Source organism: Pedobacter sp. GW821-FHT01D05 (assembly GCF_059422505.1).
Window position 1 is genome coordinate 1887494 of the sequence record NZ_JBWKXA010000001.1, and the last position, 13732, is coordinate 1901225.

At 38.5% G+C, this 13732-nt stretch carries 7 protein-coding genes; all 7 read right to left on the reverse strand.

What is annotated here, in order from left to right:
* Positions 1 to 140: 140 nt before the first annotated feature.
* The 7 genes from AC07VK_RS07675 to AC07VK_RS07705 all read right to left on the reverse strand — a co-directional run bounded on the left by AC07VK_RS07675 (position 141) and on the right by AC07VK_RS07705 (position 13340).
* Positions 141 to 1982, reverse strand: coding sequence for a glycoside hydrolase family 35 protein (locus tag AC07VK_RS07675; RefSeq protein WP_492959463.1), 1842 nt, complete (start codon positions 1980 to 1982; stop codon positions 141 to 143).
* A 108-nt stretch (positions 1983 to 2090) separates the two neighbouring features.
* On the reverse strand, positions 2091 to 3212 hold the full coding sequence (locus AC07VK_RS07680; RefSeq protein WP_492959465.1) for a glycoside hydrolase family 43 protein: 1122 nt from the start codon (positions 3210 to 3212) through the stop codon (positions 2091 to 2093).
* 77 nt (positions 3213 to 3289) lie between these two features.
* Entirely contained in the window at positions 3290 to 4537 is a 1248-nt protein-coding gene (locus AC07VK_RS07685; protein WP_492951988.1) for a DUF2264 domain-containing protein, read from the reverse strand.
* Positions 4538 to 4552: 15 nt separating this feature from the next.
* The gene (locus tag AC07VK_RS07690) at positions 4553 to 5686 is read right to left on the reverse strand and encodes a glycoside hydrolase family 88/105 protein (RefSeq protein ID WP_492959467.1); all 1134 of its coding nucleotides are present in this window, start codon (positions 5684 to 5686) and stop codon (positions 4553 to 4555) included.
* Positions 5686 to 7857, reverse strand: a complete 2172-nt coding sequence (locus AC07VK_RS07695) for a glycoside hydrolase family 43 protein (protein WP_492959469.1) — start codon at positions 7855 to 7857, stop codon at positions 5686 to 5688. The genes AC07VK_RS07690 and AC07VK_RS07695 overlap by 1 nt, the downstream gene beginning before the upstream one ends.
* Positions 7858 to 7872: 15 nt before the next feature.
* The gene (locus AC07VK_RS07700; RefSeq protein WP_492959471.1) at positions 7873 to 9198 is read right to left on the reverse strand and encodes a BNR repeat-containing protein; all 1326 of its coding nucleotides are present in this window, start codon (positions 9196 to 9198) and stop codon (positions 7873 to 7875) included.
* A gap of 143 nt (positions 9199 to 9341) precedes the next feature.
* A complete protein-coding gene (locus AC07VK_RS07705; RefSeq protein ID WP_492959473.1) occupies positions 9342 to 13340 on the reverse strand; it encodes a two-component regulator propeller domain-containing protein in 3999 nt (1332 codons plus the stop codon).
* Positions 13341 to 13732 lie beyond the last annotated feature (392 nt).

The window sequence follows — 13732 nt, forward strand, 5'->3', positions numbered from 1 at the left end:
ATAGGGATGGATTGATTACAACAAAGTAACCACTTATAACCCCGATGGAGTGAGGGGTAATACGGTAATAAGTAGGGGTTAAATCGTTACTTTTTGTTAAAATTTGGCATTTAACCCCTATTATTAAGATTTTTAAACGTTTAATCTACGTTTAATTTTTTAAGCGTATTTAAAATGGGCTGATCTATTGCCTTTAAAATATTTTGATCGGGTTTGATCAGTTCTAGAACAGCAATATCATTCTTGCCTTTTTTTAACCATTCTTGAGGGATATAAAGCGTTTGTTGTGGCCCAATTGCCCAATACTTTCCTAAGTTGTGCCCGTTAACCCAAACTACTCCTTTTCCCCAATCGGTCATATCTAAATAGGTATCTGCAATGGTTGAAATTTGGAAGGATCCTTTCTGCAATGTTGGGCCATTTCCGGTGCCTGTTGATGGAGTAGCTTTAGTAGTATAGCTATTGATGTTGCTAAAAGGGAAGCCATACATCGACCAGTTTTTAACTTCAGTCCCGGCAAAAGTTACCTGTTCAGTAATTCCTTTTTTGTTCTCTAACAAATACTTGCCAAAGTTTACCCGCCCCATATTTTCGATAAAAATATCGAGTTGTACTTCACCTTTCGGGAGTGTTAATGCCAGCGTATTTTGGTTTAACCTACGGTCTAAAATACCTACCCTTTTTTGATTGATAAAAATGAGGGCATAATCGCGCAACTGTTTAATTTGCAATTCGCCTTTTTTACCTCCTTCAATAGTGGTGCGGTACAATACATAGCCATAATCCTGTTTAAGATCTTCGAAAGTTAAAGGGGTCGTATTTTTCACCGCTTTTGGCAGTGCATTAAACAAAGCTACTTTACTCTCCAGTTTAAAAGGTGCAATAGCGATACTTGGTTTAGCAGCTGGGATCGGCGGTAAAGTTTGTCCTCCCGGAAGATGTTTTTCGATCACGCTTCTAAACGCTTTAAATTTGTCCGTTACGTTCCCAGCCTCATTTAAAGGCGCATCGTAATCATAGCTGCTGGTTTGTGGCTCGTAAGGAGAAATATCTTTATAGTTTGCCCCATTCATAAAATCGCGGGTTGTACCGCCATGAAACATGTACATGTTAATCGAAATACCTGCCGCTAAAACAGAATCTAACTTTTTGGTGTATTGCGCTGCCGGAACAGTGTGATGAGGCGTTCCCCACCAATCGAACCATGCAGGGTACCACTCAGCTATAAAATACGGGCCTTTTCCATTATGGTTCTCGTTTACCAACTGCCTGATTTTTGTCGGATTATCAATTCCGTTTACGGCTGGCAGTAATCCATCTAAATGTCCATCTTTTACATCTGCAGCCGGATCGCAGGTATAAAGCAATCCATCGAAACCTGCTTCAATAAACATTTTTCTGTTGATATCTAAATAATTTTTGTCAGCAGCGTAAGAACCATACTCGTTCTCTACCTGTACCATAATAATGTTACCTCCATGATTAATCTGCAATGGTGCCAGCTGTTTCCCTACTTCTATAATATACTTCTTATACTCATCTAAATATTGTTTTTCGGTACTTCTCACCACAAGACCTTTTTCGTTCTGTAACCAGTAAGGATAACCACCAAACTCCCATTCTGCACAAACATATGGACTTGGTCTTAAGATAACCCATAGTCCTTCCTCTTGGGCGATCTTCACAAATTCAGCAATGTTATTATTGCCCGAAAAATCGAATTTTCCTTTTTGCGGTTCGTGCAGATTCCAGAATACGTAGGTACCGATCGTATTTAGTCCCATTGCTTTGGCCATTTTCATACGGGCACGCCAGGCTTCTTTTGGTACACGGGGATAATGTAACTCACCAGAAATTATCTGAAAGGGTTTTTCATCTAATAGAAAGGCTGTTTCTCCTAGCTTAAACGTATGTTTAGCTTGCTGGCCAAAAGCTGATAAGGAGAAACATATCGCCACCAACCATAATAATTTTGCTTTCATTTTTTTTAAAGTTGTTTTTAAGATGACCCGAATTTTGGGCAAAAAGATTCCAATTCGCGCATTTTTACGCAATTCATCATCCAGATTTATATAAAAATTTTGTTTTTTCTACTTTTTAAACACGCTCAGATCCCATTCATCTGCCCAGCTTATCGAAATTTTATCGTTCTCAAATTTGATTGGCAACCATAAGTAACGGCCATCAATGGCGTTTTTCGGTTCCCATTTATCGGCCATAAAAATAAATTCTCCTTTTTTGCCTGGTGCTGGTAATACATGTGTACTCTGCCCACCATAAGTTAACTTAGCCCCTTCGCCCTGGCATGGATTTCCCATATAAGTCCAAGGACCCCAGATGGAGCTTGCTTTGAACCATCTTGCCGGATTTGGCGCCCAACCTGTACAGCCCGAACCAACCATATAGTAGGTTCCATTTTTCTTAAACAAAGCTGGTGCTTCTGTTTGCTGCCCCACATAAATTCTGATAAATTTTCCAGTATGCCCTAAATAATCTGGGGTTAACTCAGCTAAATGCAGTGTAAAATTTTCTTCAGAAGAGAATACATGATAGGCCTTCCCATCATCGTCTACGAAAACGGTCATATCTCTCGCCATTTGCCCGCCGGGTAAATCCCTGCAGAAAAAGCCATCACTTTTATTGGCTGGTTGCTGGCAGTTTACCATATCTTTTTCTGCTGTTCCTGCTGCATAAAAAGGCATTTTCTCTGGATTTGGGCGATAACTCTTGATAAAAGTATATGGCCCGGTTGGACGGTCAGCCACCGCAACACCTGATCTTGCTGCTTCATAACCTTTGCCTAAAAGTTCTAAGTGAAACCACATCACAAACTTTTTGGTTTTCTTGTTGTACACCACCTTTGGTCGTTCCAGTATAGCGCCTCTAGCAATATCACTTTTCAAATCTTCGGAAACGGGAAGCGCGATTCCTTCATCTTTCCAGTTGTATAAATCTTTTGATGAGTAGCAATGCACGCCTACCTGTGCCGTATTTCCTTTTTCGCCTTCAATTTTATGCTCTCCAAACCAATAATAAACGCCTTTATATTCAACAATACCTCCACCATGCGCATTAATATGAACGCCTTTATCATCCTTCCAAAGTTTACCGGGAGTAAAAGAAGTATATGTTTGTTGTGCTGAAACATAACTATTTAGCCCTAAACTGAAGGCGATAAATCCTAAAACAAAACTGATTCTCTTATTCATCATTTTAATTAAATAATTTTTAACGTTACAAAGACGGTAATTTACTCACATCTTCTTCAATTGTATAGCTAATCCGCTATTTATTTTAAACTGGCACTATGATCGTTTTCAAAATTCTCGCCACTCCAGATTTTTTGTGCACTCCATTTCTCTGCCGGGTTGGCCCAAAAAGGATCTGCTTCTGGCAAACCTAGTGGCAAAAATATGTTTGAAGCAATATATGGGCTGCCCTGGTTGTTATAGAAATCGCCCAGGTTGGGCTGATCGCCATATAAACCTATCGTTAACCAACCATTTTTATAGGTGCTTGGGCTCTCTAAAGTTTTTTTGATTACGGCGGTTAAAGCGCAACGTACCTGAGCTGGACTTAACTGTTTTGGTAATGCTTTTCTCCAGGCCATATCGGCCAAATGATGAAATGCTGCACCGCGATAAATGATGGAGCGACCAGTTGCCGGGTAAGTGCCGTCGGCGTTAATTAATCTTTCCTGAATGACAGCATACCGTTCATTGCGTTTTTTAATCTTCTCGAACATCTCTTTATAACTGTTCGTTTTAGCACCAATGATATTAGCCAAAGTGGCCAGATAAGGGTGAATAACATAACTATTATAATAATCGAAGGCGAAGGATGTTCCATCGGTGTACATTCCATCGCCTGTGTACCATTGTTCCATTTGCTGTAGGGCATAATCAACCCGCATAGGATCCCAACTGTAACCGAACTTAGCCAGAAAAGCCTCGTTCATGGCAGAAAACAGTAACCAGTTAGAAAAAACAGGCTTGAATCTTCTGGTGGTAACGATCGATTTCATCATCAATTCCTGGTTCTTCTTATCCAGATTTTCCCACAACCAAGGTGCACGCACCAAAGCCAATGCTACATAAGAAGCATCTACCAATTGTTGCCCACCGATATCGAAATTCATAAAATCTTTAGCATTAGAATCCAATGCATTTTTTAGTCCCTGGATGGCCCACTCCCGGTACTGTTTCCTTAAAGCTACTTCTTCTGTAGAACCTCCTTCTAACTGTAACCATGGCGCAATACCACTTAAAACCCTACCCAAAACTTCTACATATTGTACTTTAATGCGATGTTCTTTATTATCAATATGAATAGAAGTAACTTTTGGCATTGCAATACGAAGGCTGTCTTTAGCCAGGTTATACAAAACGGGTTTCACCATTTTATCCATCTGCTGCAACCACAACTGCCGATCGGTCAAAACCGCATTTTTGGTATTCTTGGTTTTCTTTTGCGCAAATGCAGAACCAGCAACCAAGATGAGTAATAAACCCGTAATTAAAATATTTTTAAGTCTCATTTTTTCCTATAAAATTTAGTTTTTGTTTGATAAATGGCGATACATCTCACATCCAGCCAACAAAAATGCGCCTACACCAAAATTCGCGGTAGAATTTGCATCAACTACCTGCCCCGGAATGGCCTTCTCTCCTATCGGCTGTACATACCCTAGTTTACCGTTAGGTTGCAATGCCATTTTGGTTAAATATGTCCATGCTTTTTGTGCTGCAGGTAAATAGTTTTTTTCTTTTAAATAACCGTTGTTTATCCCCCATAATAAACCATAAGTAAAAAAGGCTGTTCCACTGGTTTCTGGTCCAGGGGCATGTTGCGGATCTAGGATACTTCTGGTCCAATAGCCTTCTGCTTGCTGGCTTTTAACAATTGCTTTGGCCATATTCTGGTACTTACTCAGGTATTCGTTCCGATGTGGATCGTTAAGGGGAAGATCTTTTAACACTTTCGCTAAACCTGCAAATACCCAACCATCACCCCTTGCCCAAAAATCTTTCTTCCCGTTTACACTTTTATGCTTCGGATAAACATATTTGGCATCCCGGTAATAAAGTTTTTCCTTTTTATCGTACATAATGCTATTCGCATACGTAAAATATTCGTACAGCTTATCGAGATATTTTGGGTCTCCGGTTACTTTATAAAGTTTGGTCATAACAGGCATTACCATATACAAACCATCGGCCCACCACCAATAATCGTTATTGGGTGTGCTCATTTCATATTCCATTACCTCTTTTGCCCTTGCAATTTTATATTCTTCGGGTTTTAAATGGTATAAATCGATGTAGGTTTGAAAACAGATCTGCCAATCGCCAAACAGTACATGCTCATCTGTTTCGCCATATTTATATTTCCAGTTAGATTTATCAGTTGATTTAGCGCCCATCCATTGGTTATAAACGGCCCAATCTTCTGAATATTTACGGTAATTTTCGTTCTTGGTGATTCCATAAACTTCCATATTTCCGGTATGGTAAGCAGCATGATCCCAAAAAGCGCGTACCTCCGGTTTATTAGTGCTTTGCCAGTAGGTATTTGCACGGTCGATCATTTCGAGCACTTCCTCTTTTGAAGTTGAAGTTTGTGCATTTACAGCAGTGCTGCTAAAAAACAACAATAAGAAAAGCGCCTGATACAATTTTAAATTCATTAGTGTATTGGTTTAATGCCGTTTACGGTTGGTATTACAGGTTTAATAGTTCCATCAGTATTAAATTCCATTTTATCGATGCAAACTTCGCGGTTGTAACCTGCAGCCCTTCCCATCGAAATTCCTTTTGGTCTTGTAAAACGATGATAAACCATGTACCATTCGTCATTTCCGTTAACTTTGATTACACTGTTGTGCCCTGTTCCGTAAATACCTTGTGTTACATCTTTTGCCAGAATCAGGTTATTTTCCGGAATGGTTATTTTTCCTGTAGGTGAATCAGAAAAGCCATAACGTACCCTATAATTTTCGCTCCGGGTATCATCTTCAGACCATAAGAAGTAATACTTTCCATTACGATAGAAAACTTCGGTACCTTCTCTAAAACCGTTGTTTGGTGTAATAATTTTAATGTTATTGGTATCAATCGAAACCATGTCTGCATTTAATGGTGCAACAGCCATATACCCATTTCCCCAGTAAAGATAACTTTTATTGGTTTTAGGATCGTTAAATACATCGGGATCGATCTCCTGACCGCCTTTAATTCCGTTTGGTTTGCTAGAAATTAAAGCTTTTCCACTATCTTTAAACGGACCGGCCGGATGATCAGCAACGGCAACTCCAATTTTCTGTGCTGCGGTGAAATAATAGAAATATTGATAAGCGCCGTTTACTTTCTTTTCGATAATAGTAGGTGCCCAGGCATTCTTTTTCGCCCATGAAACATCTTTTTCAAGATCTAATATTTTACCTTCATCTGTCCAGTTAACGAGATCAGTTGATGAAAAACTTTTAAAATAGGTTCCACTCCAATTGGTAAAACCATCGCTGGTTGGATAGAGGTAATATCTACCCGTTTTATTGGAATATAAAATTTCCGGATCCGCGTAATAACCTTTTAAAACAGGGTTATTGGCTATATCAACACTTACCGAATAAGTTTTAGGTTGTTGATTGGCAATACTTATCTTAATGTTTACAGGACCTTTAGAAAAATCTAGTTTTCCCTTTGGTGTGATGCTGATTTGGTTAAAAGTATTAAACTGCGGATCGAAAGCCTTTATATCTGTGCCGTAATTTACTGGCAGATAAAGTTTTTGGTTCACGCTGTCTAAAACAACATTATTTTGGTTGATTGCCTTATTCTGTGCACTTTGCAAAACAGATTCGATAGTGTACCACTGATTGAGCAACCTGCTTAGCTCTTGTTGATTAATAGGCAAAATAGTTCCGTGCCTTGGATGAAAATCCATTGTAATATCTTGATCAACTACACTGAAATTTGCCAAATCATTACTTTTGGTAAACTGGTAACGGCCTTTCATATATACATCATACATCAGGATATAATCATCACCGTGGTTCAGCTTAAAAACACCTGCACCCTCTACAGCTTCTTTAGTTTGTTGCAGGTATTTATCCTGTAACACATAACCTTCCGTTAGTTGGTTAGAAACTGCTTTTTTGATGCCATTGCCATTCCCTTCAGTTTTAAAGAACAGGTTGTATTTTCCTTTGTCGTAAATAATGTCTCCATCAATACATGAGCCATTGCTTGGACTAAAGAAGAGTTGCTTCGGGGCGGTTTCCAGGTCAGTAAAGTCAGCGTTGGCATAAGCGTAATAAATTTTATCAGGGTCATCGCCATGTTTCATCGACCAATAAACCATATATTTTTTGGCTTTTTTATCGTAAATGGTCTGTGGAGCCCAAACACGTAGCAGATTTTCGTTATTAGAAAAACGTCTTTGAATATTAACAACTGCCGATGTCCAGTGGATCAGATCATTTGATTTAAGCAATACCATTGCCCTGTTCGAGTTCCAGCCATTGGCCGAAACCATATCGGTGGCCACCATGTAAAAGGTTTTGCCATCTTCGCCACGCAAAATATGTGGATCGCGTATACCGCCAGTACTACTGATTTTTTCGGAAGAAATAACTGGATTATTGTTGTTTAAAGCTTTATAGTGATAACCATCGGTACTCACCGCAAAGCGTATCGCTTCTTCGGCTTTAGTGTTTCCGGTAAAATAGGTAAATAAATAAGCCGTATTTTCTTGAGATACCTTAGTTGTTTTTTTGCTTTGTGCCTGTACCAGGTTTATTGATAACAACAACAAAACAGCAAGTAGTGAAAGGTTATATTTTATAATGGGATGTCTCATTTTAAGGTTAATTCGCTATTTATTTTTTGGTTTCCAATCTAGGGTCTGCACTATTGTTGGTGGCTGGTTTGCCTTTCCTTCTCCATCTATCTGGGTAACATGCTGAAGAAACAGGCTCAAAATCCCTTTGCTTTTCCAAAGTTCGGTATCGTAGCTGGGTTCCCAATCGCCCAGACTTTTTTGGGTAAGATCTTCAACCTTCCAATTCCCTGATCCGAGCGCATTGTTCAAAGCAATTGAAACCTTATTACCTCGTTCAGCATCCCTAAACAACAATCCTGCAGCGTAATGTTTTCCATTCGGCCAAACGATAATCTGTGGCCGCGAAATCGGAATCTGTTTGGTACCTCCTCCGCTTAAACTAAAAGCTGTTTTTCTAAAATTAAGCTTGCTTACTTTCCAATGGTCGTCTGTTTTAAAAACCAGGTGATATTGCGGGATGGTTTCGTTAGCATCGCGCCAATAACCAGCAATAAATACTTTTCCTTTGGCATCGGCAAACATCGATGTCTGGTTAATCAGCTCGCTTTTTTGCGGAATTTTAAATGCATATTCTGCATTGGCGGCAGTAATGGGAAGACTATATTTTTTATTGGTAGATTTTAACCAGGTTAAACCTCCATCAGTTGATTTGGCATAACATAAATCATGGTTACTGGCTACATCAGGGCTTTCGCGCCACACCCACGATAAATGAATGGTGCCAACCTGATCTACGGCTACCTGCCAATATGCATTTCGCTGTCCTTCGCCATCAATCATCCCATCCTGTACACGTACCCATTTTCTTGTCTTCAGATGATAACGATTTATCATCAGGTTTCCGTTTCCCGAGCCACCATCGCGGTAAAAAAATAAGAGATCGCCATTGGCCAGCTTATAAAACTCAGGATAACTGACTTTATTTTCCTTTGCAGAAAGCATCACTTCTTTATTCCCTAAGGTTAATGAACCTGCTGAAACTGATTTGGCATAGTTTAGATTGTTATTATGCTGGCCCCAGGCAATATGAAGGAAACCATCACCATCTACCATGATACTAATTGATTTATGAGCGTCGGTGGCATCGCCTTTATATGGTGTGGTAACTAATATCCAATCGGTTGAGCCAATTTTGCGTTTGGCCAATACCACATTTTGTTCGTGATCATAATAAGCAGCATACTGGCTATCTTTATAGCTGATTAAAGAATTTTTTCGGAAAATAACAGTATTTACCGAGTTGTTCGCCCAGCCGTTGCTGGCGATGGTACTCAGTTGTGTTTCTTGTGCAACACTCATCAGGTTGATGCCGATGAATGCGCAGATTAGAAATATACTTTTATTTAGGAATTGATACATTATACGGTTTAGGGCTGCTCGGTTTCTTACATTTGGTAAAGCCGAAGTACCGAAATTTTTAAGCTTTAAACAGGGGGCTAAATCATACTTTGCAGGGGGCGTTTTAAGATAAACGCCTTTAAAAGCTCAAAATAGCGTAACTTTTATGTTGTGGCATTAATATTATAGTATTTATGAAAACTTTTTCGGTGTTTCTTAATAAATTCTGACGGCGTTAACTTAAACAGCTTTTGAAACTGCTCTCTAAAGTATTTACTGTCATTTATACCTACCCTAAAGGCAGCTTCGTTAATATTTAAATTGGTATTGATTAACAGTTCGGCAGCCTTTCTCAGTCTGATAAAACGGATAAAACCATTGATAGACTGGCCTGAAGTGGCCTTGATCCTTTTGTAGAGATTAGAATGGCTCATTCCAAGATCAGATGCCAGTATTTTTACGTTAAAGTTGTCTTCCATCAAGTTTTCTTCTATAATGGTAATACACTTTTGAAGAAAGCCCTTATCTTCCTGAGATACTTTGTGGGCATCACTCTTCAAGGTTATTTCATTGTAGAAATAAGACTGAAGATTGGTTCTGTTTTTAATAATGCTATTAATTTTGGCTGTAAAAAGCTCTTTATCGAAGGGTTTACTGATAAAATCGTAGGCACCAACTTCGATTCCCTTAAGTTTTACCTCCGGACTAGGGTCGCCGGTTAACAGAATTACCGGAATATGGCTCAAGGCAGAATCCTCTTTAATTGCCTTACAGAGTTCGATACCGTTAAGGCCATCCATGTTTACATCAGATATTACGATATCAGGCAAGTATTCTTTACAGCGTTTCAGCCCATCTGTACCGTTTTCTGCCCGGTAAATTTTGAAATTATCCTGAAAAATATGCTTGATGTAATCTATAATTTCGGGGTTGTCATCAATAACCAAAATCGAGTGCAAATCTGAAATGAGCAATTCGAGGTTGCCTACATGCTCGGCATCGTTATTTTCGGCCTCTTCCTCTTGCGCTATGAGTTCGTTTACATAGGTTAATTCGTTTTGAAAAACACCGCTTTGCTGTTGCAAGTTTGGTTCTCCTACCGGAATATCGATCAAAAATATGGTACCCATCCCCTGGTTGGAGCGGAACGAAATTTTCCCTTTATGCAATTCTACAAAGTTTTTAGCCAGGTAAAGACCTATACCGAAACCCATCTTCAGCGATTCGTTCGACATTACCTTATAAAACTTATCGAATAACTTTTCACCCACGTGTGCTGGTATGCCCGGACCACTATCGCTCACCTCAATCTGAACCCGCATACCAAGGGTTTTAACACTAAATTTCACAAAACCGCCTTTCGGGGTGAATTTAAGTGCATTAGAGAGCAGGTTAAAGAAAACGATTTCGAGTTTGTCTTTATCTGCATAAATATCCAATTCCTCTTCCTCGCACTCAAAAGTATATTCGATATGGTTCTGCTTTGCCAAATAATTAAAGCAAAGGAAAATCTCGTTTGTAAATTTGTAGAGGTTGATCCTTACAATTTTCAAAGCGTCGTTCTCACTTTCCGTTTTTCTAAACAGTAATAACTGATCTACCAGGCTTAACAAACGCCTCGAATTACGGTAAACAATATTTAAATCGTTCTTCTCTTGCCCTGGGTCTTTCTTATGGATAATATCTTTAATCGGATTAACAATTAAGGTTAACGGCGTTCTCAGCTCATGCGAAATATTGGTAAAGAAATTGAGTTTTTTCTCATTCAGATCTTTTTCACGCTCCATTTTAAGGTTGGTAATTTCTACCTCGTGTTTTAATCTTCTCTGGCGGTTACGATAGGTTTGAAAAAGATAAAATAGAGAAGATCCAATAATAAGGTAAATGGTATAGGCCCACCAGGTGCGGTACCAAGGGGGTAAAATCTTAATTATTACAATCTTTTCATTGTTGCTCCAGGCACCTTCGGTATCGGTACTTTTAATATGTAGTTTATACTCCCCTTCATTTAACCTGGAATAATAGGCTGTGCTTAATTTATTTACATAATTCCAGTCTCTATCCCAACCTTCCAGGTAATAGGCGTAAGAAATCTGATCCTGAAAAGAGAATTCTATTGCAGCATAATCGATAGAAATTACCGCAGCACTAAATGGAATTTCTATGCGTGCTAAATTAACAACAGAGATATCATTATAACCTGAATCCTGATCGAGCGGGATATTATTGATCCTAAAATCGGTCAGCACCATTTTTGGTATCCGTTTATTTTTCTTAATGCTATCGGGCGAAAACAAATTGAAGCCACCAATTCCACCAAATAAAAAGTCACCATTTGTAAGTTTTAATGCCGCGTTATAATTAAACTGATTGCTTTGTAAGCCATCGGTAGCATAATAGTTTTTAAAGCTATGGTGTTTAACATCAAATTTTGATAAGCCATTGTATGTGCTACACCATAAATTACCTTGGGTATCCTGAAGGATATTGAGCACCGAATTACTTGGTAATCCATCGCTCTGGATATACCGCTTTATTTTTTTAGTTTCAGGATCAAAAAGCAATAAACCTCCACCTTCGGTGCCGATCCATATCTGATGATTAAAATCTTCCTGAATAGCTCTGATGGCAAAATTGATCTTCGTATATTTATGCTTTTTGTTTATTGGATCGATTTCGATCAGTTCCGTATAGTTCCCTGCCCAAAGTCTGCCTTTAGAATCCTGGAACAAGCTGTGGATATCCTTTAGATTATGGTCAAAAAGCTCAAATTTATCTGCAATTTTATTGTAACGGTACAATGCACCACCTTTTGTGGTACCTACCCAGATATTTTGTTGTTTGTCTTGATAAAGCTTCCAAATGTTAATGTCATCAACGCCTTTATAGGTATTGTAACAGCTATAATGAACAAATTTACCGGTTGTTTTATTAAATCGATCTATCCCGCCGCTAAAACTGGCCACCCAAACGTTGTGATCTGCATCGCTTAAAATACTGGTAACAAAATTACTGGTTAACGCGTTTGGATCGCTGGTTTTGGCATAATTGGCAAAAGTATTTTGCTTTCGGTTCCAAACACTTAAACCACCTCCATCAGTCCCAATCCAAATATTATTGTTTTCATCTTCGCTAAAGGAAAGTACAAAATTGTTAATTAAGGAGTTACTTTTTAATGGATCATGCTTAATGGTGGTAAACTGCTCGTTTTCTGGATCGATGATATTAACCCCACCACGCAATGTTGCGATCCACTTTCTAGATTCGTGGTCTTCGTAAACCTGGGCAACAGAATTACTGCTTAATAAGCCTTTTTCTTTTCCTGCAGATAGGTAATTTGTTTTTTGATTTTTTGTATTGTAAACAGCAATTCCTCCCCCATCAGTCGAAATCCAAAGTTTTTGTTGCCTATCAAACAACAAACTCATAATATTCTCATTGCTTAAATGCTGATTAAACTTAATGAGGCTACTATTGGCTTTATCAAATTGAAAAAGTCCGTGTTCTGTTCCAATCCAGAGTGTTTGGTTAGTGCCTTTTGCAATGCAAGTTACTGAGCGTATAGCAGCGGTTACTAAACGAAGTCTATGTTTTTCATTATCATATCTGCAAAGCCCTATATCTTTTATAAAAAGCCATAGGGTTTCTTGTTCATCAACATATAAAGCCTTTACAGTGAAATCGAAATTTTTGCCATATGGAATCCGTTCTGCTATGCTGCTATTCTTTTCGAGCATAAACAGGCCTTTTTCTTCAGTAGCTACATAAACAGCTAATGCTTTACTTATTGCAATGGAATTAATAGAATAACTTACTTCTTTTTTTCTTCCCTTGTCTAGATAAATCAACTGATGAAACTTGGAATCGGCATAATCATAATAAGAAATGCCTTTTTGCGTACCTACCCAGACCTTGTTTTTAGCATCTCCATTCAGTACCGTAATGTGGTTATTCACTAATGAATGTTCTTCTCCCCATCCATTTCTAAAAACCTTAAAATGATAGCCATCGTAACGGTTTAATCCATCGTAGGTACCCATCCACATAAATCCAAAATGATCTAGATATAAGGAGTTTACTACATTATTAGATAGGCCACTTTCTACACCTAAATATTTAAGGCGTACAGTTGCAGACTGGGCAAAACAAATACCTGCGCCCATCCATAAAAAAAATATGAAGCAAGCCGTTTTTTTCTGAATAAGAAACATAGAGAAACCGTACCGTGGTATGCATGGCAGGAAACGAATATACATATTTTCCTAAAACTCAGCTATCGGAATTGTTTAGGATTAAATAGTAAAAATTGTAAAACTTCTCCTACATCAAAACAGCCCTATCCTGTCCTATCTTGATGATCTCTCACCGATATTTCAACATTCAACCTACAATACCTACACATTTACAGATCAAAACCCGAGGTTTTGAAAGGCAGAACTTCTTTAACCTATTATTTCAGAATCAAATCAGGCAAACTGATACTGGCTTTAAGGTAATCACCTATAACATAGATCCTTTTCCGATTTTGGAAAGTTTTTTTTGTTTTTAAGGGGAT

Excerpts from the sequence above, each read along its gene's own strand:
- AC07VK_RS07700 (WP_492959471.1), bottom strand. The coding sequence starts at position 9,198 with ATGTATCAATTCCTAAATAAAAGTATATTTCTAATCTGCGCATTCATC.
- AC07VK_RS07690 (WP_492959467.1), bottom strand. The coding sequence starts at position 5,686 with ATGAATTTAAAATTGTATCAGGCGCTTTTCTTATTGTTGTTTTTTAGC.
- AC07VK_RS07685 (WP_492951988.1), bottom strand. The coding sequence starts at position 4,537 with ATGAGACTTAAAAATATTTTAATTACGGGTTTATTACTCATCTTGGTT.
- AC07VK_RS07675 (WP_492959463.1), bottom strand. The coding sequence starts at position 1,982 with ATGAAAGCAAAATTATTATGGTTGGTGGCGATATGTTTCTCCTTATCA.
- AC07VK_RS07705 (WP_492959473.1), bottom strand. The coding sequence starts at position 13,340 with ATGGGCGCAGGTATTTGTTTTGCCCAGTCTGCAACTGTACGCCTTAAA.
- AC07VK_RS07695 (WP_492959469.1), bottom strand. The coding sequence starts at position 7,857 with ATGAGACATCCCATTATAAAATATAACCTTTCACTACTTGCTGTTTTG.
- AC07VK_RS07680 (WP_492959465.1), bottom strand. The coding sequence starts at position 3,212 with ATGATGAATAAGAGAATCAGTTTTGTTTTAGGATTTATCGCCTTCAGT.